Origin of the sequence: Mixta theicola, from assembly GCF_002895925.1 — a bacterium.
Lineage (GTDB): Bacteria > Pseudomonadota > Gammaproteobacteria > Enterobacterales > Enterobacteriaceae > Mixta > Mixta theicola.
Genome location: NZ_NWUO01000003.1, coordinates 49,287 through 75,665 on the forward strand (window position 1 = coordinate 49,287; position 26,379 = coordinate 75,665).

27 protein-coding genes are annotated in these 26,379 nt (G+C 53.8%); 22 read left to right on the forward strand and 5 right to left on the reverse strand.

Features of this window, described 5'->3' with window-relative positions; translation table 11 throughout:
• Window positions 1-119 precede the first annotated feature (119 nt).
• The 9 genes from miaB (at window position 120) to COO59_RS05160 (ending at window position 9,389) form a co-directional block, all read left to right on the forward strand.
• Window positions 120-1,544 carry a tRNA (N6-isopentenyl adenosine(37)-C2)-methylthiotransferase MiaB gene (gene miaB / locus COO59_RS05120; protein ID WP_103058754.1) on the forward strand — a complete coding sequence of 475 codons (1,425 nt, stop codon included), beginning with the start codon at window positions 120-122 and terminating at the stop codon, window positions 1,542-1,544.
• A 208-nt stretch (window positions 1,545-1,752) separates the two neighbouring features.
• The gene (locus tag COO59_RS05125) at window positions 1,753-2,805 is read left to right on the forward strand and encodes a PhoH family protein (protein WP_103058755.1); all 1,053 of its coding nucleotides are present in this window, start codon (window positions 1,753-1,755) and stop codon (window positions 2,803-2,805) included.
• Complete coding sequence (gene ybeY, locus COO59_RS05130; RefSeq protein ID WP_103058756.1) at window positions 2,802-3,275, forward strand: rRNA maturation RNase YbeY; 474 nt, start codon at window positions 2,802-2,804, stop codon at window positions 3,273-3,275. The genes COO59_RS05125 and ybeY overlap by 4 nt, the downstream gene beginning before the upstream one ends.
• 77 nt (window positions 3,276-3,352) lie before the next feature.
• On the forward strand, window positions 3,353-4,231 hold the full coding sequence (gene corC / locus COO59_RS05135; RefSeq protein WP_103058757.1) for a CNNM family magnesium/cobalt transport protein CorC: 879 nt from the start codon (window positions 3,353-3,355) through the stop codon (window positions 4,229-4,231).
• A 44-nt stretch (window positions 4,232-4,275) separates the two neighbouring features.
• Complete coding sequence (lnt, locus tag COO59_RS05140; RefSeq protein WP_103058758.1) at window positions 4,276-5,808, forward strand: apolipoprotein N-acyltransferase; 1,533 nt, start codon at window positions 4,276-4,278, stop codon at window positions 5,806-5,808.
• A 386-nt stretch (window positions 5,809-6,194) separates the two neighbouring features.
• Window positions 6,195-7,091, forward strand: coding sequence for an amino acid ABC transporter substrate-binding protein (locus tag COO59_RS05145; protein ID WP_103058759.1), 897 nt, complete (start codon window positions 6,195-6,197; stop codon window positions 7,089-7,091).
• Between the two features lie 154 nt (window positions 7,092-7,245).
• A complete protein-coding gene (locus COO59_RS05150) occupies window positions 7,246-7,986 on the forward strand; it encodes an amino acid ABC transporter permease (RefSeq protein ID WP_103058760.1) in 741 nt (246 codons plus the stop codon).
• Window positions 7,986-8,663 carry a glutamate/aspartate ABC transporter permease GltK gene (gene gltK, locus COO59_RS05155; protein ID WP_103059016.1) on the forward strand — a complete coding sequence of 226 codons (678 nt, stop codon included), beginning with the start codon at window positions 7,986-7,988 and terminating at the stop codon, window positions 8,661-8,663. The genes COO59_RS05150 and gltK overlap by 1 nt, the downstream gene beginning before the upstream one ends.
• The gene (locus tag COO59_RS05160; RefSeq protein ID WP_103058761.1) at window positions 8,664-9,389 is read left to right on the forward strand and encodes an amino acid ABC transporter ATP-binding protein; all 726 of its coding nucleotides are present in this window, start codon (window positions 8,664-8,666) and stop codon (window positions 9,387-9,389) included.
• 48 nt (window positions 9,390-9,437) lie between these two features.
• Here COO59_RS05160 and COO59_RS05165 read toward each other — a convergent pair whose 3' ends face one another.
• Entirely contained in the window at window positions 9,438-9,920 is a 483-nt protein-coding gene (locus COO59_RS05165) for a zinc ribbon-containing protein (protein WP_103058762.1), read from the reverse strand.
• A gap of 286 nt (window positions 9,921-10,206) precedes the next feature.
• Here COO59_RS05165 and leuS point away from each other — a divergent pair, with 286 nt between their 5' ends.
• The 13 genes from leuS (at window position 10,207) to lipA (ending at window position 23,746) form a co-directional block, all read left to right on the forward strand.
• Window positions 10,207-12,789 carry a leucine--tRNA ligase gene (gene leuS, locus COO59_RS05170; protein WP_103058763.1) on the forward strand — a complete coding sequence of 861 codons (2,583 nt, stop codon included), beginning with the start codon at window positions 10,207-10,209 and terminating at the stop codon, window positions 12,787-12,789.
• A 14-nt stretch (window positions 12,790-12,803) separates the two neighbouring features.
• On the forward strand, window positions 12,804-13,406 hold the full coding sequence (gene lptE / locus COO59_RS05175; protein WP_103058764.1) for an LPS assembly lipoprotein LptE: 603 nt from the start codon (window positions 12,804-12,806) through the stop codon (window positions 13,404-13,406).
• Entirely contained in the window at window positions 13,403-14,434 is a 1,032-nt protein-coding gene (holA, locus tag COO59_RS05180) for a DNA polymerase III subunit delta (protein WP_103058765.1), read from the forward strand. Before lptE ends, holA begins: the two co-directional genes overlap by 4 nt.
• Window positions 14,435-15,079: a nicotinate-nucleotide adenylyltransferase gene (gene nadD / locus COO59_RS05185; RefSeq protein ID WP_103058766.1), complete on the forward strand. Its 645-nt coding sequence runs from the start codon at window positions 14,435-14,437 to the stop codon at window positions 15,077-15,079.
• 88 nt (window positions 15,080-15,167) lie between these two features.
• On the forward strand, window positions 15,168-15,485 hold the full coding sequence (gene rsfS, locus COO59_RS05190) for a ribosome silencing factor (protein ID WP_085067631.1): 318 nt from the start codon (window positions 15,168-15,170) through the stop codon (window positions 15,483-15,485).
• A gap of 3 nt (window positions 15,486-15,488) precedes the next feature.
• Window positions 15,489-15,959: a 23S rRNA (pseudouridine(1915)-N(3))-methyltransferase RlmH gene (rlmH, locus tag COO59_RS05195; protein WP_103058767.1), complete on the forward strand. Its 471-nt coding sequence runs from the start codon at window positions 15,489-15,491 to the stop codon at window positions 15,957-15,959.
• A gap of 34 nt (window positions 15,960-15,993) precedes the next feature.
• On the forward strand, window positions 15,994-17,898 hold the full coding sequence (gene mrdA, locus COO59_RS05200) for a peptidoglycan DD-transpeptidase MrdA (protein ID WP_103058768.1): 1,905 nt from the start codon (window positions 15,994-15,996) through the stop codon (window positions 17,896-17,898).
• An 8-nt stretch (window positions 17,899-17,906) separates the two neighbouring features.
• Window positions 17,907-19,019: a peptidoglycan glycosyltransferase MrdB gene (gene mrdB / locus COO59_RS05205; RefSeq protein ID WP_103059017.1), complete on the forward strand. Its 1,113-nt coding sequence runs from the start codon at window positions 17,907-17,909 to the stop codon at window positions 19,017-19,019.
• A 10-nt stretch (window positions 19,020-19,029) separates the two neighbouring features.
• Window positions 19,030-20,112, forward strand: a complete 1,083-nt coding sequence (rlpA, locus tag COO59_RS05210; RefSeq protein WP_103058769.1) for an endolytic peptidoglycan transglycosylase RlpA — start codon at window positions 19,030-19,032, stop codon at window positions 20,110-20,112.
• 148 nt (window positions 20,113-20,260) lie between these two features.
• On the forward strand, window positions 20,261-21,472 hold the full coding sequence (dacA, locus tag COO59_RS05215) for a D-alanyl-D-alanine carboxypeptidase DacA (protein WP_103058770.1): 1,212 nt from the start codon (window positions 20,261-20,263) through the stop codon (window positions 21,470-21,472).
• Window positions 21,473-21,570: 98 nt separating this feature from the next.
• Window positions 21,571-21,834, forward strand: coding sequence for a DUF493 family protein YbeD (gene ybeD / locus COO59_RS05220; RefSeq protein WP_038627466.1), 264 nt, complete (start codon window positions 21,571-21,573; stop codon window positions 21,832-21,834).
• Window positions 21,835-21,948: 114 nt separating this feature from the next.
• On the forward strand, window positions 21,949-22,608 hold the full coding sequence (gene lipB, locus COO59_RS05225; protein WP_103058771.1) for a lipoyl(octanoyl) transferase LipB: 660 nt from the start codon (window positions 21,949-21,951) through the stop codon (window positions 22,606-22,608).
• Window positions 22,609-22,780: 172 nt separating this feature from the next.
• Window positions 22,781-23,746: a lipoyl synthase gene (gene lipA / locus COO59_RS05230; protein WP_103058772.1), complete on the forward strand. Its 966-nt coding sequence runs from the start codon at window positions 22,781-22,783 to the stop codon at window positions 23,744-23,746.
• Between the two features lie 190 nt (window positions 23,747-23,936).
• On the opposite strand, the gene tatE is transcribed toward lipA, so the two are convergent.
• The 4 genes from tatE to cspE all read right to left on the reverse strand — a co-directional run bounded on the left by tatE (window position 23,937) and on the right by cspE (window position 26,120).
• Complete coding sequence (gene tatE, locus COO59_RS05235) at window positions 23,937-24,137, reverse strand: twin-arginine translocase subunit TatE (protein ID WP_103058773.1); 201 nt, start codon at window positions 24,135-24,137, stop codon at window positions 23,937-23,939.
• Window positions 24,138-24,297: 160 nt separating this feature from the next.
• Window positions 24,298-25,089: a deaminated glutathione amidase gene (locus tag COO59_RS05240; protein WP_103058774.1), complete on the reverse strand. Its 792-nt coding sequence runs from the start codon at window positions 25,087-25,089 to the stop codon at window positions 24,298-24,300.
• A gap of 55 nt (window positions 25,090-25,144) precedes the next feature.
• Entirely contained in the window at window positions 25,145-25,570 is a 426-nt protein-coding gene (locus COO59_RS05245; protein ID WP_103058775.1) for a GNAT family N-acetyltransferase, read from the reverse strand.
• 340 nt (window positions 25,571-25,910) lie between these two features.
• Window positions 25,911-26,120, reverse strand: a complete 210-nt coding sequence (cspE, locus tag COO59_RS05250; protein ID WP_038627478.1) for a transcription antiterminator/RNA stability regulator CspE — start codon at window positions 26,118-26,120, stop codon at window positions 25,911-25,913.
• Between the last annotated feature and the right edge of the window lie 259 nt (window positions 26,121-26,379).

Below are 26,379 nucleotides of genomic sequence, written 5' to 3' on the forward strand. Positions count from 1 at the left end.
GTTAAAGTGTACCGGAAATCGCGCGGAAAACAGAAAAGCCGATACGCTGGTCACAACAGCAGCAAAGCATTACAATACGCGCCCTGCAATCCTTCCTGCACTGATAAATGGCACGTTAGATGAGTAAAAAACTGCATATCAAAACCTGGGGCTGTCAGATGAACGAATACGATTCATCTAAAATGGCCGACCTGCTGGAGAGTACGCACGGCTATACCCTCACGGAAGTGGCGGAAGAAGCTGATATTCTGCTACTTAATACCTGCTCTATCCGCGAAAAGGCACAGGAGAAAGTCTTTCATCAGCTGGGCCGCTGGAAAACGCTGAAAGAGCGTAACCCTGAATTAATTATTGGCGTGGGTGGCTGCGTCGCCTCGCAGGAAGGTGACCATATTCGTCAGCGCGCCAGCTATGTCGATATTGTCTTCGGACCGCAAACCCTGCACCGCCTGCCGGAAATGATCAATACCGTGCGCGGATCGAAAAGTCCGGTGGTGGATATCAGCTTCCCGGAAATTGAGAAGTTTGACCGCCTGCCCGAGCCGCGCGCTGAAGGCCCGAGCGCGTTCGTTTCCATTATGGAAGGCTGCAACAAATACTGTACTTTCTGCGTGGTGCCTTATACCCGCGGTGAAGAAGTTAGCCGTCCCTGTGACGATATTCTGCTGGAAATTGCCCAGCTTGCCGCCCAGGGCGTACGTGAAGTTAACCTGCTGGGCCAAAATGTGAACGCTTATCGCGGTCCGGCTTTTGATGGCGGTATCTGTTCTTTTGCCGAGCTGCTGCGTCTGGTGGCCGCTATTGACGGTATCGATCGCATTCGCTTCACCACCAGCCATCCGATCGAGTTCACCGACGATATTGTCGACGTCTATCGCGATACGCCGGAGCTGGTGAGTTTCCTGCATTTGCCGGTACAGAGCGGCGCCGATCGCATCCTGACGCTGATGAAGCGTGCCCATACGGCGTTGGAATACAAAGCGATTATCCGCAAGCTGAAAGAAGCGCGTCCGAATATTCAAATCAGCTCTGACTTTATCATCGGCTTCCCTGGCGAAACGCAGGAAGACTTTGAGAAAACCATGAAGCTGATTGCCGACGTTAACTTCGATATGAGCTTCAGCTTTATCTATTCTGCGCGTCCTGGCACGCCGGCGGCCGATCTGCCGGACGATGTTAGCGAAGAAGAGAAAAAGCAGCGTCTCTATATCCTTCAGGATCGCATTAACCAGCAGGCTATGGCATGGAGCCGTCGGATGATGGGCAGCGTTCAGCGTATTCTGGTTGAAGGGCCGTCGCGTAAAAACGTGATGGAGCTATCAGGCCGTACGGAAAATAACCGCGTGGTGAACTTTGAAGGCACTCCGGAGCTGATAGGTAAATTCGTCGATGTGGAAATCGTTGACGTTTATTCTAACTCTCTGCGCGGCGTGGTCGTTCGCACGGAGGAAGAGATGGGCCTGCGCGTTGCAGAAAGCCCGGCTTCCGTGATTGCGCGTACCCGTAAAGAAAATGAAATTGGCGTCGCCATTTTCCAGCCTTGATATTCAGCCATTCCACGGTGGGCAGCGCTTGCCCACCGTACAATTTCACTTCATTACACTTGCTTTCTGAAAGCAGCGCCCAAATATCGGCTTTACAGCTTGCGCCTTTCGGTCACGCCATAAATACTTTTGCTATGGTTCGCCTGCATAACAGGCAGCAAGCCCCTGTTAATTATCAACCTGGCCCTGAGCGACCCAAAGGATTAGTTTGAATATCGAAACTCGCGAAATAGAATTAGAACCCGCTGATAATAATCGGTTGCTGAGCCTGTGTGGTCCTTTTGACGATAACGTAAAGCAACTGGAGCGGCGGCTGGGCATTGAAATCAGCCACCGCGATCACAGCTTTAAGCTGACAGGACGCGCGCTCTGCGTTAACGCCGCCGTGGACATTCTGCGTAATCTGTACGTGGATACCGCGCCGGTGCGCGGCGTTATCCCGGACATCGAGCCGGAACAGATCCATCTGTCCATTAAAGAGAGCCGGGTGCTGGAACAGACGGCAGAAAGCGTGCCTGAATATGGCAAAGCGGTGAACATCAAAACAAAACGCGGTGTTATTAAGCCACGAACGCCGAATCAGGCGCAGTATATTGCTAACATCCTCGACCATGACATTACCTTCGGCGTTGGCCCGGCGGGTACGGGTAAAACCTATCTGGCGGTAGCTGCTGCGGTTGATGCGCTTGAGCGCCAGGAGATACGCCGTATTCTGCTGACGCGTCCGGCCGTCGAAGCGGGTGAAAAGCTGGGCTTTTTGCCCGGTGATTTAAGCCAGAAGGTCGATCCCTATCTGCGCCCGCTGTATGACGCGCTGTTCGAAATGTTGGGCTTTGAGCGCGTAGAAAAGCTGATTGAGCGTAACGTGATTGAGGTAGCGCCGCTGGCCTATATGCGCGGCCGCACGTTGAATGATGCGTTTATCATTCTCGACGAGAGCCAGAATACCACTATCGAGCAGATGAAGATGTTTCTGACGCGCATCGGTTTTAACTCCAAAGCGGTTATTACCGGCGACATTACCCAAATCGACCTGCCGCGCAACGCTAAGTCCGGCCTGCGCCATGCGATCGAAGTGCTGTCTAACGTCGAAGAGATCAGCTTTAACTTCTTCCACAGCGAAGACGTGGTGCGTCATCCGGTTGTCGCCCGCATCGTAACGGCCTATGAGGCCTGGGAAGAGGCCGATCAAAAGCGCCGCGATAAGCTGGCCGAAGAACGTAAGCGCGAAGCGCAGACAGCAGCACAGGAACAGAAATGAGTCAGGTAATTCTCGATTTACAGCTGGCCTGCGAGCAGTCCAGCGGCCTGCCGGGCGAAGCGGATTTCCGTCGCTGGCTGGAAGCGGTGCTGCTGCAGTTTCAGCCCGAAAGCGAAGTCACCATTCGCGTGGTGGACGAAGCGGAAAGTCACGATCTTAACCTGACCTGGCGCGGTAAAGATAAGCCGACCAACGTGCTCTCTTTTCCTTTTGAAGCGCCGCCCGGCATAGAATTGCCGCTGCTGGGCGATCTGGTGATTTGTCGTCAGGTCGTCGAGCAGGAAGCCGCCGAGCAAGAGAAAGCGCTGGAAGCGCACTGGGCGCACATGGTTATCCACGGCACCCTGCATTTGCTGGGTTACGATCATATAGAAGATGATGAAGCCGAAGAGATGGAATCGCTGGAGACTGAGATAATGCTTGCTCTTGGTTATCCCGATCCGTACATTTCGGAGAAAGAGGCGCCGTAACGGCCGCCTGTTGTTAAATCCTGCCGGCAAAGGCTGGCAGGCCGATCCTCATAAAGAGAGACCCATACCAGAACGCCATGAGCGACGACCATTCACAAAACAGCGACAGTCCCAGTAGTAAAAAGGGCTTTTTTTCCCTCATCCTCAACCAGCTTTTTCATGGTGAGCCTAAAAACCGTGAAGAACTGTTGGAACTCATTCGTGATTCCGAACAGAACGAACTGATCGATCCGGATACGCGTGACATGCTGGAAGGCGTCATGGATATTGCTGAGCAGCGCGTCCGCGATATTATGATCCCCCGCTCGCAAATGATTACGCTGAAACGTAATCAAAGCCTCGAAGAGTGCCTGCAGGTCATCGTTGAGTCAGCCCATTCTCGCTTCCCGGTAATTAGCGAAGATAAAGATCATGTCGAAGGGATCCTGATGGCGAAGGATTTACTGCCGTTTATGAGCAGTGGATCAGAGCCTTTCAGCATGGAAAAAGTGCTACGTCCGGCGGTCGTCGTCCCTGAAAGTAAGCGTGTGGACCGCATGCTGAAAGAGTTTCGCTCCCAGCGCTACCATATGGCGATCGTTATCGATGAGTTTGGCGGCGTTTCAGGCCTGGTGACTATTGAAGATATTCTTGAGCTGATCGTGGGTGAAATTGAAGATGAATATGATGATGAAGAAGATCGTGATATTCGTCAGCTTAGTCGTCACGCCTATACCATTCGTGCGCTGACGCCGATTGAAGATTTCAATGAAGCCTTTGAAACGCAGTTTAGCGATGAAGAGGTAGATACTATCGGTGGTCTGGTCATGCAGGCTTTTGGTCATCTGCCGGCGCGTGGTGAAAGCATCGACATTGAAGGCTATCAGTTTAAAGTCGCGATGGCGGACAGCCGTCGTATCATTCAGGTGCATGTAAGAATACCGGAAAACGCCCCGCTGCCTGTGCTGGAAGAATAACGCTTTTTATGGCTATTGCCTGATTCTGGATGAATAACACACTTATGGCTATTGCCTCTGTTTATGCCCGTCAGCAGGTTCGCCTGCTGCTGGCTTTATGTGCCGGAGCAGTCGGCACGCTGGCTTTTTCCCCTTATGATTTTTGGCCTGCCGCGCTGCTGTCGCTGATCGGCTTACAGGCGCTCACCTTACAACGAACAACGCCGCAGGCCGCCGCTATTGGCTTCGCCTGGGGTTTTGGCCTGTTTGGCAGCGGCATAAACTGGGTATACGTCAGCATTGCGACCTTTGGCGGCATGCCTGGCCCGGTCAATGTCCTGTTGGTTATTTTGCTGGCCGCTTATCTGGCGCTCTATCCGCTGCTGTTTGCCGCCGTGGTTAACCGTCTTAGCCCGCAAGCTACCTTATTAAGGCTGGCGTTGCTGGCACCGGTCGCCTGGCAGGTAAGTGAATTTTTGCGCGGCTGGATCCTGACCGGTTTTCCCTGGCTGCAGTTCGGCTATAGCCAGATTGACGGCCCGCTGAAAGGGCTGGCCCCGCTGACCGGCGTGGAAGGCGTTACCTTCTTGCTGATGATTATCGCCGGGCTGGCAGTTTATGCGTTAACGCAGCGACGCCTGTGGCCGGCGCTGGCGGCGCTGGCGCTGCTGCTGCTGCCCTGGCCGCTACGTTACATTAGCTGGTATCAGCCGCAGCCTGCGCGGGCGGTAAATGTGGCGCTGGTGCAGGGAAACATTCCACAGTCGCTGAAATGGGACCCGGAACAGCTGCGTAATACGCTGCGCATCTACCGTGACATGGCGCGTCAGTATATGGGCAAAGCGCCCATTATTATTTGGCCAGAATCCGCTGTTTCCGATCTGGAAGTTAACCAGCAGCCGTTTTTACACGGGCTGGATGATGCTCTCCATACCGGTAGCAGCACGCTCATTACCGGCATTGTGGATTCACGCCTGGAAGGCAACCGCTATCACGATTACAACTCGGTAATCGTGCTGGGCGGGAAACAGCCCTACAACTACTACGGCGGCAATCGTTACCAGAAGAATCATCTGGTGCCTTTTGGTGAGTTTGTGCCGCTGGAGGCGTTGCTGCGTCCGCTGGCTCCCTTCTTTGATTTGCCGATGTCCTCATTCAGCCGCGGCGACTATATTCAGCCGCAGCTGCAGGCGGCAGGCTATAACCTGACCACCGCTATCTGCTATGAAATTGTGCTGGGCCAGCAGGTCAGGGATAACTTCAGTCCGCGCACGGATTTTCTGCTAACGGTCTCTAACGATGCCTGGTTTGGCCATTCTGTTGGCCCGTGGCAGCACTTCCAGATGGCACGTATGCGCGCTCTGGAACTGGGCCGCCCGTTATTACGCAGCACCAATAACGGCGTAACCGCGATTGTTGGCGCCAACGGCGAAGTGCAGCATATTATCCCGCAGTTTACCCGTCAGGTACTGGAGGCGAAAGTTACGCCGACAACCGGCCTGACGCCCTACGCACGCACCGGCAATATTACCGTCTGGCTGATAACGCTGCTGTTTGCGCTGGCCGCAATCTTTACGGCGCGCCGCTCCAGCCGCTGATTTTCCCCGGCGAAGCTCACGCTTCGCCTGCTCTCCCCTTTTTCCTGCCCTTCATCAAAACGACATCTTTTTTTCATACCTTTACTGGCACAACGTTTGCATTGTATTGACCGCGAAGCCGCAATTTACGGTCTCTGTTAAAGGAGCCCGTCAGCTTTTGCCCCGTTCAGGTTCAGCTTACGCTCCGTGCTGGGGCAAAGAGGCGGAAATGCATTAATTTGGTGCGGCGAACTTCGCAAAAAACAAACTTTCTTGTTTCATTACGTTAACATTCCGCTATGTTAAGAGCTATTCAGAAGCCGTTCTGGAACCCAAAAAAAGCGGCAGGTATTAATAACCTATCCCGGTCCCTGAATTAGGTGCCAAAACGACGAAGGAGTTGGAACATGCAGATGCGCAAAGTGGCGCTGTCTCTTCTGTTGCTCAGCGCAGCAACAGGCGCAGTTCAGGCCGAAGAGTTCACCGGTACGCTGAAAAAAATTAATGATAACGGCGTGATTGTTGTCGGCCATCGTGAGTCTTCCGTTCCCTTTTCTTATTACGATAACCAACAGAAAGTGGTGGGTTACTCTCAGGCTTATTCTGACGCTATTGTCGATGCGATTAAGACCAGGCTGAACAAACCCGATCTGCAGGTGAAGATGCTGCCGGTCACCTCACAGAACCGTATTCCCCTGCTGCAAAACGGTACCTACGATTTCGAGTGTGGTTCCACCACCAACAACCTTGAGCGCCAGAAACAGGCTGCCTTCTCCGATACGGTATTTATTATCGGTACGCGCCTGCTGGTTAAAAAAGGCAGCCCGATTAAAGATTTCGACGATCTGAAAGGCAAAACCGTGGTCGTGACGTCGGGCACCACCTCAGAAGTTTTGCTGCACAAGCTGAACGATGAGAAAAAAATGGAGATGCGCATTATTAGCGCGAAAGATCACGGTGATTCCTTCCGCACGCTGGAAACGGGACGCGCCGTGGCCTTTATGATGGACGATGCGCTGCTGGCCGGTGAACGCGCCAAAGCGAAAAAACCGGATAACTGGGAAATTGTCGGCACGCCGCAGTCGAAAGAAGCTTACGGCTGTATGTTGCGCAAAGACGATCCTGCATTTAAAGCGCTGGTCAATGAAACCATCGCTAAAGTGCAAACCTCCGGGCAGGCGGAAAAATGGTTTGATACCTGGTTTAAACAGCCTATCCCACCGAAAAACCTCAATATGAACTTTGCGCTTTCTGATGATATGAAAGCTCTGTTTAAGACGCCAAACGACAAAGCGTTAAATTAATTATAATGAAAACAGGGCGATGACTCGCCCACTCGATTGCTGAAAACAGGCTCGGACAGACAGCGCGGGGCGGTCGTTCCCCGACCCGCGTTCCATGAGAGCCTCTCATCAATCTTCAGGGTAGCTTAGCTACCCTTTTTTACCGGAGTTTGTTATGGGTATTGACTGGAACTGGGGCATCTTCTTCGAACAGGCCCCGTTTGGAAACACCACCTATCTCGGCTGGCTGTGGTCAGGGTTGCAAACCACGGTTACCGTCTCGTTGTGCGCCTGGATAATCGCCTTTTTTGTCGGATCTTTTTTTGGCATTCTGCGTACTGCCCCCAGCCGCCTGCTGTCAGCGATTGGCACCTGTTATGTTGAGCTGTTCCGAAATATTCCTTTAATCGTTCAGTTCTTTTTCTGGTATCTGGTGGCGCCGGAGCTGGTCGGTGAAGATTTGGGAATGTGGTTTAAGGCCGAACTCGATCCTAACCTGCAGTTTTTTATCTCCTCAACTCTCTGTCTTGGCCTTTTTACCGCCGCCCGCGTTTGTGAACAGGTGCGCGCGGCTATTCAGTCACTGCCGCGCGGGCAACAGAACGCTGGGTTAGCGCTGGGGTTAACGCTGCCGCAAACCTATCGCTATGTTCTGCTGCCTAATGCTTATCGGGTGATTGTGCCGCCGATGACGTCGGAAATGCTGAACCTGGTAAAAAACTCCGCTATCGCCTCCACCATTGGCCTGGTGGATATGGCAGCGCAGGCGGGCAAACTGCTGGACTATTCCGCCCATGCCTACGAATCCTTTACCGCCATTACGCTCGCCTATATCGCCATTAATCTGGTGATTATGCTGTTGATGAGCCTCGTTGAGCGTAAGGTGCGTTTGCCCGGCAATATGGGGAGTAAATGATGTACGAATTTGACTGGAGTTCCATTATCCCCAGCCTGCCTTACCTGATTAGCGGCCTGATCATTACCCTGAAAATCACCGTCACGGCGATAGTGTTTGGCATTCTCTGGGGCACTCTGCTGGCGGTTATGCGCCTCTCAACGTTTAAGCCGATCGGCTGGTTTGCCAAACTGTATGTCAACCTGTTCCGCTCCGTGCCGCTGGTGATGGTGCTGCTATGGTTTTATCTGGTGGTGCCCAGCTTTTTACAGCAGGTGCTGGGGCTATCGCCCAAAACCGATATTCGCCTGATTTCAGCCATGGTGGCCTTTTCGCTGTTTGAGGCGGCCTACTATGCCGAAATCATCCGCGCCGGTATTCAAAGTATTTCACGCGGACAGTCCAGTGCCGGGCTGGCGCTGGGCATGACGCCGCTCCAAACCATGCGGCTGATTATTCTGCCGCAGGCATTTCGCGCCATGGTGCCGCTGCTGCTGACGCAGGGCATCGTGCTGTTTCAGGATACCTCGCTGGTTTACGTATTAAGCCTGGCCGATTTCTTCCGCACCGCCTCTACGATTGGCGAGCGTGACGGTACGCAGGTGGAGATGATCCTGTTTGCCGGTCTGGTTTATTTCATTATCAGTATTAGTGCTTCAACGCTGGTCAGCTATCTAAAAAGAAAAAGGACGGTATAAATGATTACCCTGAAAAACGTTTCGAAGTGGTATGGTCACTTTCAGGTGCTGACCGATTGCTCAACCCAGGTGAATAAAGGTGAAGTGGTGGTGGTTTGCGGCCCTTCCGGCTCCGGCAAATCAACCCTAATCAAAACCGTAAACGGACTGGAACCTATTCAGCAGGGCGCGATTGAAGTCAACGGGATCCAGCTAAACGATAAAAAAACCAATCTGGCCCAGCTGCGCGCAAAAGTCGGTATGGTATTTCAGCACTTTGAGCTTTTCCCTCACCTCAGCATTGTGGAAAACCTGACGCTGGCCCAGATAAAGGTACTGAAGCGCAACAAGGAAGCGGCGCGCGACAAAGGCCTGAAGCTGTTGGATCGCGTTGGCCTTTCCGCCCACGCGAATAAATTCCCCGGCCAGCTCTCAGGCGGACAGCAGCAGCGCGTGGCCATTGCGCGCGCGCTCTGTATGGATCCGGTTGCCATGCTGTTTGACGAACCGACGTCCGCGCTCGATCCTGAAATGATTAACGAAGTGCTGGATGTGATGGTGGAGCTGGCCCATGAAGGCATGACGATGATGGTGGTTACCCATGAAATGGGCTTTGCTCGCAAAGTGGCTAACCGGGTCATCTTTATGGATGAAGGCAAAATTATTGAGGATACCCAGAAAGAAGCCTTTTTTGCCGATCCGCGCTCCGACCGCGCCAAAGATTTCCTGGCCAAAATCCTGCATTAATTTCTGTCGCTGGGGCAGCCTGATGGCTGCCCTGCCACTGCTTTGCCTTTACGGCGTAAAAGGCTGCCGTTGAAAATGGTCATGCCCGCATTCGGGACAGAGCGTCAACGTTTCCGGCGTATAGATCGCCCGGGTAAAGTGGCACTTTTCACAAACCAGGTTTCCCAGCCCAACCACCTCCCCGCTCTGATAAACGCCGTGGTGGTTCAGATCCTGAAAAACTTCGCGCCACTCCAGCTGGCTTTTATCGGTAATATCGGCCAGCTCTTTCCACAGGCTTTCGCGTATCACGCGCATAAAAACGCTGTCTGTCGGGTCGCTTTCACTTTCTTGATAGCTGCGGGCAAACTCCTCCAGATCGCGCCGTACCGCTCGCGTGACTTCATTAACCTCGTTGCGTGACAGATCGCTGTGCATCATAAGCTGTTGTCTGGCACGCTCCACCATGCCGTCGATATCGCGTTCGCCCTGGGTTAAACGCTCGCTAAGCGAAGAGATCAGTTGCTGATAATGCTGCGCCACCTTATTCATATTTTCTCCTGTTATCGCGATTAATGACAACGTGCCTGCGCTCTCCGCGCTTTGGGTTTGTCAGCACTCTGTATCGGCGTTGCCTTTAATTCTAGCGCTTATCGCGGGTTTACTCCGCCTGCGTCGTTATTCGCCGCAAATTCTGCAGGCACGCTTCCAGCTTACAGAGAAATGGCCTGCCGGTCGCCGTCAGGTGTTGTTGCAGCAAAGCCTTATCGGCTATGCTATGCGGATCTTATCTACACAGTTCAGGCTTCGCGCTACTCATAAAGGACCACAGGCTGCCATGCAAGAGCAATACCGCCCGGAAGAGATAGAATCTCATGTTCAACAACATTGGGATCAACAACAGACCTTCAAAGTGACCGAAGAAGAAGGCAAAGAGAAATTTTACTGCCTCTCAATGCTGCCCTATCCTTCTGGTCGCCTTCATATGGGCCATGTGCGCAACTACACCATTGGCGATGTGATTGCCCGCTACCAGCGTATGCTGGGTAAAAACGTACTGCAGCCGATCGGCTGGGATGCTTTCGGTCTGCCTGCGGAAGGCGCCGCGGTAAAAAATAATACCGCACCGGCACCCTGGACCTACTCCAATATCGAATATATGAAGAACCAGCTGAAACTGCTGGGCTTTGGCTATGACTGGAGCCGTGAACTGGCGACCTGTCAGCCGGAATATTACCGCTGGGAACAGTGGTTCTTCACCAAACTGTATGAAAAAGGCCTGGTTTATAAAAAAACCTCGGCGGTTAACTGGTGCCCGAACGATCAAACCGTGCTGGCGAATGAGCAGGTCATTGACGGCTGCTGCTGGCGCTGCGATACCAAAGTTGAGCGTAAAGCGATCCCGCAGTGGTTTATTAAAATCACCGACTACGCCGACGAACTGCTGAACGATCTGGACAAGCTGGAAGCGTGGCCGGAACAGGTTAAAACCATGCAGCGTAACTGGATCGGGCGTTCTGAAGGGGTGGAAATCACCTTTGACGTGGCCGAAAGCGAGGAGAAAGTCACCGTCTATACCACGCGTCCCGATACCTTTATGGGCGCGACCTACGTGGCGGTCGCCGCAGGTCATCCGCTGGCTACCCAGGCTGCGATGAATAATCCGGCGCTGGCCGATTTTATCGCCGAGTGTCGTAATACCAAGGTAGCGGAAGCTGAGATGGCTACCATGGAGAAAAAAGGCATGGCGACCGGCCTGTTCGTCATCCATCCGCTGAGCGGCGAAAAAGTGCCGGTTTGGGTGGCTAACTTTGTACTGATGGAATATGGCACCGGTGCGGTGATGGCCGTTCCCGCGCACGATCAGCGTGACTGGGAGTTCGCCACCCGGTACAACCTGCCGATTAAGCCGGTAGTGCTTAACCTCGACGGCAGCGAGCCGGACATCAGCGCAGCGGCAATGACCGACAAAGGCACGCTGTTTAATTCCGGTGAGTTTGACGGCCTTGACCATGAAGCGGGCTTTAACGCCATTGCTGACCGTCTGGCGGAAAAAGGCGTCGGCGTTCGTAAAGTTAACTATCGTCTGCGCGACTGGGGCGTTTCTCGTCAACGTTACTGGGGCGCGCCGATCCCGATGGTGACGCTGGAAGATGGCACGGTGATGCCAACGCCGGCAGATCAGCTGCCGGTGATCCTGCCGGAAGATGTGGTTATGGACGGCATTACCAGTCCGATTAAAGCGGACCCGGAGTGGGCGAAAACCACCGTTAACGGCCAGCCGGCGCTGCGTGAAACCGACACTTTCGATACCTTTATGGAATCCTCCTGGTATTACGCGCGTTACACCTGTCCCGACTACGATCAGGGCATGCTCGATCCCGCTGCGGCTAACTACTGGCTGCCGGTCGATCAATATATCGGCGGTATTGAACACGCGATTATGCACCTGATGTATTTCCGCTTCTACCACAAGCTGCTGCGTGATGCGGGCCTGGTCACCTCTGACGAGCCGGCGAAACGCCTGCTGTGCCAGGGCATGGTGTTAGCGGATGCCTTCTATTATCTGGGCGAAAACGGCGAGCGTAACTGGGTTTCCCCGGTAGAGGTCAATGTTGAGCGCGATGAGAAAGGACGCATCGTGAAGGCGACCGATAGCTCAGGCCGCGAGGTGGTTTACGCGGGCATGAGCAAAATGTCGAAATCGAAAAATAACGGTATCGACCCGCAGCTGATGGTTGAGCGTTACGGTGCCGATACCGTTCGCCTGTTTATGATGTTCGCTTCACCGGCCGAGATGACGCTGGAGTGGCAGGAATCCGGCGTTGAAGGCGCTAACCGCTTCCTGAAGCGCGTGTGGAAACTGGCTTACGAACACAGCCAGCAAGGCGCTACCGTCGCGCTGAATATCAACAGCCTTAACGACGCTCAGAAAGCGCTGCGCCGCGATCTGCATAAAACCATCGCTAAAGTCTCTGATGATATTGGTCGCCGTCAGACCTTCAATACCGCCATCGCGGCGATTATGGAGCTGATGAACAAGCTGGCGCGCGCGCCGCAGGAAGGCGAACAGGATCGCGCCCTGCTGCAGGAAGCGCTGCTGGCCGTGGTGCGTATGCTTTATCCTTTCACTCCGCACGCCAGCTTTACGCTGTGGCAGGCGTTGGGCGGTGAAGGTGAAGTTGATAATGCGCCATGGCCGGTTGCTGATGAAGCCGCTATGGTGGAAGACTCGGTGCTGGTAGTGGTACAGGTTAATGGCAAAGTGCGCGGTAAAATTACCGTGGCGGCGGATGCGACTCAGGAGCAGGTTCAGGCGCTGGCCGCGCAGGAGCATCTGGTGGCGAAATACCTGGACGGCGTAACTATTCGTAAAGTGATTTACGTCCCAGGCAAACTGCTTAACCTGGTTGTAGGTTAAGTTCAGGAGGAACTGTGCGACATCCGATTTTTACCTTTTTACTCGGCCTGGCGGTACTGGTTACCGCCGGCTGCGGCTTTCATCTGCGCAGCACCACTCAGGTACCGCATGAGCTACGTACTCTGGTATTGCAAAGCAGCGATCCTTACGGTCCGTTAGCGCGCACGGTGCGTCAGCAGCTACGCCTGAATAATATTACGATTGTGGAAGCGGAAAATGCGGGTACCCGTACCGATCTGCCTACCCTGCGCCTGTCAGCAGAGCGTCAGGGCCAGGATACGGCATCGGTATTCCAGAACGGCGTCACGGCGGAGTATTCGCTGGTGATGACGGTCAGCGCCCAGGTGGTTATCCCTAATAAGGGGATCTATCCTATCAGCGCGACGACCTATCGTTCGTTCGTTGATAACCCGTTGGCGGCGCTGGCGAAGGATGCCGAGCAGGTTATCATTCGTGATGAAATGCGTCAGCGTGTCGCAGAGCAGCTGGTACGTAAGCTGCTAACGGTACACACCGCGCAGTTGAATGATAAAGAGACCCAGCCGGAACCGGACGTACTGGCACCGGGTGAGGATTCGCCGGAAGTCTCCTCCTCTTCAGCTACCAGTCTGCAATGATCAGGATTTACCCTGAGCAATTACGCGCGCAGCTCCAGGAGGGGCTGCGCGCGTGTTATCTGTTAATGGGCACTGAGCCGCTGCTGCTGCAGGAGAGCCATGATGCGATCAAGGCCAGTGCGCAGCAGCAGGGGTTTATTGAGCATTTCAACGTAGTGCTGGATAACCAGACCGACTGGGACAGCGTGTTCAGCACCTGTCAGGCAATGAGCCTGTTTGCCAGTCGCCAAACGCTGACCTTAACGCTGCCGGAAAATGGCCCCAACGCGGCGATAGCCAGCCAGCTGGAGAAGCTGAGTACGCTGCTGCACAGCGACATCCTGCCGATTATTATCGGCAACAGGCTGACCAAAGCGCAGGAAAATAGCGCCTGGTTTAAAGCGTTGAGTGCGCAGGCGGTGCTGGTGCCATGCGCAACGCCTGAACATGCGCAGCTGCCGCGCTGGGTTGCCGCGCGCGCCAAAAGTATGCAGCTGGATTTGGATGACGCAGCCTGTCAGCTGCTGTGCTACTGCTATGAAGGTAATTTGCTGGCGCTGGCGCAGGCATTAGAACGATTATCACTGCTCTGGCCGGACGGCAAACTCACGCTGCCGCGCGTGGAACAGGCGGTAAGCGACGCCGCGCACTTTACGCCTTTTCACTGGGTTGATGCGTTGCTGGCGGGTAAAAGCAAACGCGCCCTGCATATTCTTCGTCAGCTCGCCGCTGAAGAGAGCGAGCCGGTGATTTTAATCCGCACGTTGCAGCGCGAACTGCTGCTGTTGCTGACGCTACAGCGCCAGCAGGACAATATCCCGCTGCGCACGTTATTCGATCAACATCGCGTATGGCAAAATCGCCGCGCCCTGTTCAGCGAAGCGCTGCAGCGCCTGACGTTAATGCAAATTCGCCAGGCTATTCAGCTGCTGACGCGCCTGGAAATTACGCTTAAACAGGATTACGGGCAGCGGCTGTGGCCGGAGTTGGAAACCCTCTCGCTGCTGCTGTGTAATAAAGCCCTGCCTGCAGAATTAGGCGAATTTTAAATGGCTTCACTGCATGCGCTATTTGGCGGCACCTTCGATCCGATTCACTATGGCCACCTGAAAACCGTGCAGACGCTGGCGCAGGAGGTCGGCTTATATCAGGTCACGCTGCTGCCGAATAACGTACCGCCGCATCGGCCTCAGCCTGAAGCCAGCGCCGCACAGCGCGTTGCGATGGTGAAACTGGCGATTGCCGATCGTCCGCTGTTTAATCTTGATACGCGCGAGCTGGAACGTCAGACCCCTTCGTATACGGTAGAAACGCTGGAGCTGCTGCGTGCGGAACGCGGCGAACAACAGCCGCTGGCCTTTATCATCGGCCAGGACTCGCTGCTCAGCCTGCATAAATGGCATCGCTGGCAGCAGCTGATGGATCTTTGTCATCTGCTGGTCTGCCAGCGCCCAGGCTACGATCGTGCCATGCCGACGCCGGATCTCCAGCGCTGGCTTGAACAGCATCAGACGCAGGACGCCTCCGCTTTACATCATCAGCCTGCCGGTCTGATCTGGCTGGCGGATACGCCGCTGGTGCCGGTTTCCGCTACCGATATTCGTCGCCGTCGCCATCAGGGGCTTTCCTGTGACGATTTGCTTCCGCCCGCGGTTATCGACTATATCAATTATCAGGGCTTATATCGCCCTTAGTAAGCGCATGGTATACTGCGCCGCTCAATTTTTCAGGCGCCGCAAAGCGCGTTTTACAGCCAACAGAAACGCTTAAAAGGTGAACCTTTTGCAAGGTAAAGAACTCCAAGATTTCGTTATTGATAAGATTGATGATCTGAAAGGTCAGGACATTATTGCTATCAACGTGCAGGGTAAATCCAGCATTACCGATTGTATGATTATCTGTACCGGCACTTCTTCTCGTCATGTGATGTCTATTGCCGATCACGTTATGGAAGAGTCACGCGCTGCGGGACTGATTCCGCTTGGCGTAGAAGGGAAAAACGTTGCCGACTGGGTGGTAGTCGACCTCGGTGAGATTATTGTTCACGTCATGCAGGAAGAGAGTCGTCACCTGTATGAGCTGGAAAAGCTCTGGAGTTAAGTCGTGAAGTTGCAGCTTGTTGCCGTAGGCACCAAAATGCCGGACTGGGTTCAAACCGGCTTTATGGAATACCTGCGTCGCTTTCCAAAAGATATGCCGCTGGAGCTGACAGAAGTCTCCGCCGGCAAGCGCGGTAAAAACGCGGATATCAAACGCATTCTTGAAAAAGAAGGGGAAGCGATGCTGGCTGCCGTCGGTAAAGGTAACCGTATTGTGACGCTGGATATTCCCGGTCAGCCCTGGGAGACGCCACAGCTTGCCCAACAGCTGGAGCGCTGGAAGCAGGATGGCCGCGATGTCAGCCTGCTGATTGGCGGCCCGGAAGGATTGTCGCCAGCCTGCAAAGCGGCTGCGGAACAGAGCTGGTCTCTTTCAGCACTCACGCTGCCTCATCCGCTGGTACGCGTGTTGGTTGCAGAAAGCCTGTATCGTGCATGGAGCATTACTGCGAATCATCCTTATCATCGTGAATAATCCGATAAGGCAAAACGGACACCCCAAACAGCGGATGAAATCTCAACGTAACTCTTTTCGTGACTATACTGCCGAACAAACCCTGTTTGTACGACGGGCGCTGCTGGCGTTCGTCGGCATTTTGCTGCTCTCCGGAATTCTGGTCTTCAACCTGTATCATCTGCAGATCTTACGCTTCGAAGATTACAGCACCCGTTCCAACCAAAACCGTATTAAGCTGGTGCCGGTTGCGCCAAGCCGCGGCATTATTTATGACCGCAACGGCACGCCGCTGGCGCTGAACCGCACTATTTATCAGGCGGAGCTGGTACCGGAAAAAGTAGATAATCTTAAGCAGACGCTTCAGGATCTGCGGCCGGTGCTCGATCTCACCGACGATGATATTGAGAATTTTGAGAAAGAGCGTAAGCGGTCACGCCGCTTTACCTCTATTGCGTTAAAAACGGCGCTGAATGATGTTCAGGTCGCCCGTTTCGCCGTTAACCAGTATCGCTTTCCCGGCGTTGAGGTGAAGGGCTATCAGCGCCGTTACTATCCTTACGCCCAGACGCTGACCCACGTGGTGGGCTACGTTTCTAAAATCAACGATCGTGACGTAGCACGCCTTGATAAAGAGGGTAAGTGGCCCAACTACGCAGCGACGCACGATATTGGTAAGCTGGGTATCGAAAACTATTACGAAGATGTGCTGCACGGCAAAACCGGTTATGAAGAGGTTGAGGTCAACAACCGTGGCCGCGTTATTCGCCAGCTGCATGAACAGTCGCCGCAGGCCGGGCGCGACATCTGGCTGACTATCGATCTCAAACTGCAGCAGTATATTGAAACGCTGCTGGTAGGCAGCCGCGCGGCGGTGGTAGTCAGCGATCCGCGTACCGGCGAGATTCTGGCGATGGTTTCCACGCCGAGCTACGATCCGAACCTGTTTGTTGATGGCATTTCCAGCAAGGATTATAAAGCGCTGCTGCAGGATGAAAACCGCCCGCTTTATAACCGTGCGATTCAGGCCGCTTATCCTCCGGCGTCAACGGTTAAGCCCTATGTTGCCGTTTCAGCGCTTAGCGCTGGCGTTATCAACCGTAACACCAGCCTGTTCGACCCCGGCTGGTGGCAGCTGCCCGGCTCTGAAAAACGCTACCGCGACTGGAAAAAATGGGGACACGGTCGGCTGAACGTCACCCGCTCTCTTGAAGAGTCTGCGGATACCTTCTTCTATCAGGTTGCCTATGATATGGGCATCGATCGCCTGTCGGAGTGGATGAATAAATTTGGCTACGGTCAGCGCACCGGTATCGATCTGCCGCAGGAAAACCCTGGCAATATGCCTACGCGCGAATGGAAAATGAAGCGCTTTAAAAAGCCGTGGTATCAGGGCGATACCATTCCGGTGGGCATTGGTCAGGGCTACTGGACGGCAACGCCGCTGCAGATGAACAAAGCGCTGATGATTTTAATCAACGACGGGGTGATTAAAACGCCGCACTTGCTGCGCGCCACCCGTGAAAACAATCTGCTGGTGCCTTACCGCCAGCCGCCCACTCCGCCTATTGGCGATATTCACTCCGGCTACTGGGAGATCGCGAAAGATGGCATGTACGGCGTCGCTAATCGGCCAAACGGCACCGCGCACAAAAGCTTTGATAACGCCCCGTATAAAATTGCGGCGAAATCCGGTACGGCGCAGGTGTTCGGCCTGAAGGAAAATGAAACTTATAATGCGCACAAAATTGCAGAACGGCTGCGCGACCATAAGTTAATGACGGCATTTGCGCCGTATGATAAGCCGCGCGTGGCGGTAACCATGATTCTGGAGAATGGCGGCGCGGGCCCGGCAGTAGGTACCGTGATGCGCCAGATCCTCGACCACATTATGTTAGGCGATAATAATACGGTGCTGCCGGATGCCGCGCCGACACCGCCCGGTTATGAAGGTGAATAACGATGTCCATGAACGATAGCCCGCAAAAAAAGTCGATCTGGACCAAGATTCATATCGATCCCCTGTTTTTAATTATCATTTCCTGCCTGCTGATTTACAGCGCCTTTGTCATGTGGAGCGCCAGCGGTCAGGATCCGGGCATGATGGAACGTAAGATCGGCCAGATTTTTATGGGCCTGGCGGTAATGGTGGCGATGGCGCAGGTGCCGCCGCGCGTCTATGAAGGCTGGGCGCCTTATCTGTATATGATTTGCGTGGTGCTGCTGATTGCCGTAGACGCCTTCGGCCATATCAGTAAAGGGGCGCAACGCTGGCTCGACCTTGGCGTTGTCCGCTTTCAGCCGTCGGAGATAGCAAAAATAGCCGTCCCGCTGATGGTGGCGCGTTTTATTAACCGCGATATTTGTCCGCCGACCTTAAAGAATACCGGCATCGCGCTGGTGCTGATTTTTGTGCCAACGCTGCTGGTGGCCGCTCAGCCCGACCTCGGCACCTCGATTCTGGTGGCCGCTTCTGGCCTGTTCGTTCTGTTTTTGTCCGGTATGAGCTGGAGGCTGATTGGCGTGGCCGTACTGCTGGTGGCCGCCTTTATCCCGGTGCTGTGGTTTTTCCTGATGCACGATTATCAACGCGACCGCGTGATGATGCTGCTCGATCCGGAAAGCGATCCGCTGGGCGCCGGTTATCATATTATTCAGTCCAAAATCGCTATCGGCTCTGGCGGCCTGCGCGGTAAAGGCTGGCTGCATGGCACGCAGTCGCAGCTGGAGTTCCTGCCGGAGCGCCATACCGACTTCATATTCGCGGTACTGGCCGAGGAGCTGGGGCTGGTTGGCGTGCTGATCCTGCTGGCCCTTTATCTGCTGCTGATTATGCGCGGCCTGATTATCGCCGCTCGCGCCCAAACCACTTTTGGTCGCGTAATGGCGGGCGGGCTGATGCTGATTTTGTTTGTGTATGTTTTCGTTAATATTGGCATGGTAAGTGGTATCTTACCGGTGGTCGGCGTTCCTTTGCCGCTGGTGAGCTACGGTGGGTCGGCGCTGATTGTATTGATGGCTGGATTTGGCATCGTTATGTCAATTCACACACACCGAAAATTATTGTCTAAAAGCGTTTAAGAGGCTCTCGATGCGTAAGGATTGGCTTTGGGTGGGTGCGGCCTCGCTGCTGCTCGCCGCCTGTACGACTCCCACAGAACAGCAGGCGCCCGCTCCGCAGCAGCCCGCTTATAATGGCCCGGTCGTAGAAATTGGCGGCGTAGAGCCGCGCTATGAGCCGATAAATCCGGCAACCAATCAGGATTACAGCGTTAACGGCAAAACCTGGCGGATTATCAAAAATCCGTCCAACTACAGCGAAACCGGACTGGCCGGCTGGTATGGCGACAAAGCAAACGGCACCCGTACCGCTACCGGTGAAATCTTTGATCAGGAAGCGTTAACCGCAGCCCATCCTGCCCTGCCCCTGCCCAGCTATGTGCGGGTAACGAACCTTGCCAACGGCAGACAATTAGTAGTACGCGTTAACGATCGCGGCCCCTATACGCCAGGCCGCATTATTGACCTTTCACGCGCGGCCGGGGATCGGCTGAATATATCAAACAACACGCGCGTGCGTATCGATTACATCCAGGTGGCGCCGGACGGCTCGCTTTCCGGCCCCGGCACCATTGGCACTGTGGTCGCCAAACAGAACTACGCCTTACCGTCACGCCCCGATATTGGCGGCGGGATGCCCGTAATGGGAGGCGCCGCAGCGCCTGCCGAACAGCAGCAGGATATACATCCGATTGATAACGGTACGCTGACCAGCGATAACGCCATGGGCGCGCCGGTACATAGCAGCGGCTTCCTTGGCGCCCCGACGCCGCTGCATCCGGGCGTGCTGGAAGGCAGCGAGCCGGAAACACCGGCGGTTGTCACATCTCCTGTGGCAAGCAGCGCGCCTGCGGCGGCGGCAAGCTCCCCTGCGGCAGCCGGAAATTATGTCGTCCAGGTTGGCGCGCTAAGCGATGCCGATCGGGCGCGCCAGTGGGCTGATAAGCTGAAATCGCAGTTTGGCGTACCGGGTACGGTCGCCAGCAGCGGTAAACTGTATCGCGTCCAGCTGGGGCCGTTCGCCTCCCGTCAACAGGCGGCGGCGCTGCAGCAGCGGCTGATTAGTGAAGCCAGCCAGCAATCCTTTATTACCGTGATTCAAAGCGGCATGTAAAAATTAACGACGCCGACTTTGCGTTAACACGCCAGAAAGCAGGCTGGCTGTTTATTTTGTCAACGCAAAGTTGGATGCCTGTAAAAACGCCTTTTGCTATAGTAAGGCACTTTTTTCACTAACTTCCACGGATGATGTTGTCCCTAACATGAATACGCTGAAAACTAGTCACTATTTTAAGCGCCTGGCGGCGGGTACCGTGATTGCCCTGAGTCTGAGTCAGGCCGCGCTGGCTGAAGATATTAATCTTAAAACTATGATCCCTGGCGTACCGGATATTGACGCAGAAGCGTATATCCTGATCGACTATAACTCCGGGAAAGTCCTTGCCGAAAAGAACGCTGATGCGCGCCGCGATCCGGCCAGTCTGACAAAAATGATGACCAGTTATGTTATCGGTCAGGCGGTGAAAGCCGGCAAAATCCATCAGGACGATCAGGTTACCGTGGGTCAGGATGCCTGGGCGACCGGTAATCCGGTGTTCCGTGGCTCTTCGCTGATGTTCCTGAAGCCGGGCGATCGCGTACCGGTTTCCCAGCTGACGCGCGGTATCGTGCTGCAGTCCGGCAACGATGCCTGCGTCGCTATGGCGGATTATGTGGCGGGCAGTCAGGATGCGTTTGTCGGCTTGATGAACAACTATGTGAAAGCGCTGGGTTTACAAAATACCCACTTCCAGACGGTGCATGGGCTGGATGCCGAAGGGCAATACAGTTCCGCGCGCGATATGGCGCTGATTGGTCAGGCGCTGATCCGCGATGTGCCGGAAGAGTATGCGGTTTATAAAGAGAAAGAGTTCACTTTCAATAATATTCGTCAGATGAACCGTAACGGCCTGCTGTGGGATACCAGCCTGAACGTTGACGGCATCAAAACGGGTCACACCGCCTCTGCCGGTTATAACCTGGTCGCTTCCGCGACCGAAGGTCAGATGCGTCTGATCTCGGCGGTATTAGGTGGCCATACCTATAAAGGTCGCGAAGTTGAAAGCAAAAAGCTGCTGACCTGGGGCTTCCGTTTCTTTGAAACCGTTGCGCCGTTGAAGGCTGGAAAAGAGTTCGCCTCTGAGCCGGTATGGTTTGGCAACAGCGACCGCGTTCAGCTTGGCGTCAGTAAGGATATGTATCTGACCATCCCGCGTGGGCGGATGAAAGATCTGAAAGCCAGCTACGTGCTGAACAATACGGAACTGCATGCGCCGCTGCAGAAAAACCAGGTGGTCGGCACCATCAATTTCCAGCTGGATGGCAAAACCATTGAACAACGTCCGCTAGTGGTGCTGAATGAAGTGCCGGAAGGTGGTTTCTTTAGCCGCATCGTGGATTATATTAAGCTGATGTTCCACCACTGGTTCGGTTAAGGTGCGACGGCTGTTGATATCCACCCTTTTCGCCCATATATCCTGATTATGAGTAAACTCCCGCTACGGCGGGAGTCTTTTTTAGCACCGGAGTCTTTATGAAAACCAAACTGAACGAACTGCTCGAATTTCCCTGCTCCTTTACCTATAAAGTCATGGGTCTGGCGCAGCCGGAGCTGGTTGATCACGTGGTGGAAGTGGTGCAGCGCCATGCGCCGGGCGATTACACGCCAGATGTAAAACCAAGCAGCAAAGGCAACTACCACTCCGTCTCTATTACTATCAACGCGACGCATATCGAGCAAATCGAAACGCTGTATGAAGAGCTGGGTAAAATCGAAATTGTGCGTATGGTGCTGTAACAAATCGAAATTGTGCGTATAGTGCTGTAACGCTCCACGCATCAGCCTGGGCGGGTAGAGCTCGTCCAGGAGCGGCGTTATACTTCTTTCTTTCTTTGAAACGGAAAGCACGTTTTGCAGCAGCCTCTCCTTATTGTTCGCCCGTTGGGCCTGCGTCCCTGGGAATCCGTCTCTCTTGCAATGCATCAGTTTACCGATAGCCGTACTGCCGATACGCCAGATGAGCTGTGGCTGGTAGAGCATCCCCCCGTTTTTACCCAAGGCCAGGCAGGTAAAGCCGAACATTTGCTGATGCCCGGCGATATTCCCGTAGTGCAAAGCGATCGCGGCGGCCAGGTGACCTATCATGGTCCGGGCCAACAGGTAATGTATGTATTAATCGATCTGAAACGCCGCAAGCTGGGCGTTCGTCAGTTGGTTACCGCTATCGAACAAACGGTGGTCGAGACGCTGGCGCATTATGATGTTGCAGCCTATGCGCGCCCTGATGCGCCCGGCGTCTATGTGGACGGCAAAAAGATCTGTTCCCTCGGGCTGCGCATTCGTCAGGGCTGTTCCTTTCATGGCCTGGCCTTAAATATTGCTATGGATCTTGCGCCTTTCCAGCGGATTAATCCCTGCGGCTACGCCGGGCTGGAGATGACGCAGCTGAGTGCGTTTCGTACCGGCATTACGCCGGAAGAGGTGCAGCCGGTGCTGATTGAAAAATTTTTGCAGCAGGTCGCGATCCCCTCGGCCAGCTGGCAGCCCGCTGAGAGTTCCGCTTTTCTGTAACCGTGCCGGCTGCTTTACAATTTTGCAACTTTTTACTACGCCGTCAGGCTGTTTGTCAGCCGATGAAATGATATAATTTTTGCACTTTTTTCAAATAAAGTTGAAAAAGCAGCTGGCTCATTGAGTTACCGCCTCTTTTCAAACTGCAATCCAACCTGGAAACTGCAAGCTTATGAGTAAACCGATTCAGATGGAACGCGGCGTCAAATATCGCGACGCAGACAAAATGGCGTTGATCCCGGTGAAAACCGTAGTAACCGAGCGTCAGGAGTTGTTGCGCAAGCCGGAATGGATGAAGATCAAACTGCCCGCCGATTCCAGCCGTATTCAGGGCATCAAAGCGGCGATGCGTAAAAACGGTCTGCACTCTGTCTGTGAAGAGGCCTCCTGCCCTAACCTTGCAGAATGTTTTAACCACGGCACCGCCACTTTTATGATCCTTGGCGCTATCTGTACGCGTCGCTGCCCCTTCTGTGACGTTGCGCATGGCCGTCCGCTTACGCCGGACAGCAACGAACCGGCTAAGCTGGCACAGACCATTGCCGATATGGGCCTGCGCTACGTAGTGGTGACCTCCGTGGATCGTGACGATCTGCGTGACGGCGGCGCACAGCATTTTGCCGATTGCATCACTGCTATCCGTGAAAAAAATCCAACGATTAAAATCGAAACGCTGGTGCCTGATTTCCGTGGCCGTATGGATCGCGCGCTTGAGATCCTGACCGCGACGCCGCCGGATGTGTTTAACCACAACCTGGAAAATGTTCCGCGTATTTATCGTCAGGTCCGTCCCGGCGCCAACTATGAATGGTCGCTGAAGTTGCTGGAGCGCTTTAAAGAAGCGCATCCGAATATCCCGACCAAATCGGGCTTAATGGTGGGTCTGGGCGAAACCAATGCGGAAATTATCGAAGTAATGCGCGATCTGCGTCGTCATGGCGTCACCATGCTCACGCTTGGTCAGTATCTGCAGCCCAGCCGCCATCACCTGCCGGTTCAGCGCTATGTCAGCCCGGCGGAATTTGAGGAAATGAAAGAAGAAGCGCTGGCGATGGGCTTTACCCATGCCGCCTGTGGTCCTTTTGTGCGCTCTTCCTATCATGCCGATCTACAGGCTAAAGGGCTGGAAGTAAAATAACCCCCCTTTCCCCTGCCAAAAACGCAGCTTCCGGCTGCGTTTTTTATTGGTTCAGATAGCGGCATGCGAATGCTAAAAATAACAGCGCGCGGCTGTTGCCGCCAGGCTCCGCGCATAAAAAAGCCAGCTAAGCTGGCTTTTTTAACGCTGCTGCGAAGTTACATTTTGTAACTTAACGCTGCCGCCGGTTTTACTCTTTATGGGTGACGCGCTCTGCGGGCATCTCTTCTGCTTTCGCAGCCGATACCGCATCCTCATCCTTCATCGCTTTTTTAAAGCCTTTAATGGCAGCACCTAAATCGCCACCCAGCGAACGGAGTTTATTCGTGCCGAACAGCAGTACGATCAACGCACCGATAACCAGTAACTTGGCAATACTGATACCTTCCATAACACCTTCTTACATTAAACGAGAAGCCAACTGCTGCTATTAACGCGCAGAACGTCGTTTAATACAACTGTCACTTGTAACAGATTACAAATTTTTTTGAAGCGCCGCTTAAGCCAGCGGTTACTTATAGTGCCCCGGCGCCCCTGATACCGATTAAGCGTTATGCGCCCAGTTCAGGACGGCTAAAACGACGGTTGGCTAATACCGGCAGCATTTGACGGGCGCTTTTGATACGCTCCGCGTCCAGCTCAGCAAATACCAGCGCCGGGCCTTCCGCAGCGCGCGCAACGGCGACGCCCAGCGGATCGACAATCAGGCTGCCGCCAATATTGCGTGGCCCGCATTCACCTACCGCAATCAGATAACAGGTATTTTCTAACGCCCTTGCGGTGACCAACGTTTCCCAATGCATCTCTTTTAACGGGCCTCTGACCCAGGCAGACGGCAGCACCAGCACATCAGCGCCGTCCAGCGCCAGGCGACGCGCCAGCTCCGGGAAACGAATATCGTAACAGGTCATCATGCCGATTTTCATCCCGCCAATCTCCACCAGCGGCGGAACAACCTCGCCTGCGGTAACGCGCTGTGATTCCTGCATCGCAAACGCATCGTAAAGATGCAACTTATCGTAGCGTGCGATAATTTCACCGCCGCGCAAAGCAACCTGAGCGTTAATTGCCCGCTGTGGGCCATCAGGAACATATATGCTTAATATAGTAGTCATCGCGCTTTGTTGGCTGGCGGTCAGTAGCTGAGTAAGAAAAGGGCCATCCAGCGGCTGCGCCGCTCTCACCGCCAGCCCGGGATCGTGAATATCGGTCGCCAACACGGCTTCAGGCAGTACCAGCAATGTCGCAGCGGCTTGCTGCGCCTGTTGCATCAGCTGAATACAGGTTTGCGCATTTTTCTGCCATTCGCGCGCGACAGCAAACTGTCCCATAGCAACTTTCATCTTCCCTCCTTCTTAACGATGCCTTCGCCTGCCAGGACGCGGGTTATTTATCGCCTTACGCGAGCTGTTTGATCCGATAGCTGGGCGATTCGCTATAGCCTTCACGCGCATAAAACTGGTTAGCTTTAATGCGTGACTCATGGCAATGCACTTCCATACGATTGCAGCCCCGCTCACGCGCCAGCTGCTCGGCATGCTGCAGCAAATGCTGCCCTACGCCTTTACTGCGCTCACCTTCAGCAATACAGAAATAGCTGATACGAGCAAAATCGCCAGCCAGCGCCAGCTGCGGGACGAAATGTAACGATAAAAAACCCAGTACGGTTTGCCGGTCTTCCGCCACCATCAGCATTTCATCAGGATCGTCAATCAGCTGCTGTAAGCGGCTGTTCATCAAGCTTTCGGTATCACCGTAGCCTAATTCGGTCAGTAAAGAGATTAAGGCAAAACTGTCTGTAGCTTGAGCTGGCCGAATATTCATTGCGCCTCCTTCAGGTGCGCTTACTACGTTGGGATTACCCGTTTATAGCCGTAGTTAAGGCGGTGAAGCAAGCAGATGCAGCGAGCAAAACATAACTACCGCTTTTTATGTGCAGTCACGCAATAATTAATGTTTCCTTAATCTTGCGGCGACACACTGGAGAGAGATTTTATGGGGGAAGTAATAATGAAGAATCTGATGCCGCATTGCCTGTCTGAACTCTTTGCTCTGACGTTAAGCTGCGTTTCGCTGATTATTTTTATCGGGTTATATCTCTACCGCTAATACAGGCGAAAAAAAACCCGCCTGTAGGCGGGTTTTTAAAATTCTGACTGTTAACTTACAGAGCGATAACGTTAGCAGCAGATGGGCCTTTTGCGCCGTCAGTGATTTCAAACTCAACGCGCTGACCTTCGGCCAGGGTTTTGAAACCATTGCTCTGGATAGCAGAGAAGTGTACGAATACGTCTTTGCTGCCATCTTCCGGAGTAATGAAGCCGAATCCTTTGGACTCATTAAACCACTTAACGTTACCTTTGATCTTGGACATCTATATTACCTTTACATGAAAAATGGACACTAAACTGTGTCGGGGTTAAGTACAGCAATTGCCGCGCCTTTTGTCCAGTGTGTTGTGAAGAAAAAGTGATAAATATCGCTATTTTTTCGTAAGTGACCGTTTTGTAGCAGCCAGAAACCGCCTCGTAAAAAGGACACTTAAGGGTATTCCCGCCTCTTTTATTTCCTCAAGCTTTTATAAATTAAGCCTTTTTATCAGCAAATCGCTCTACCAGCCGTGTCGCTTTACA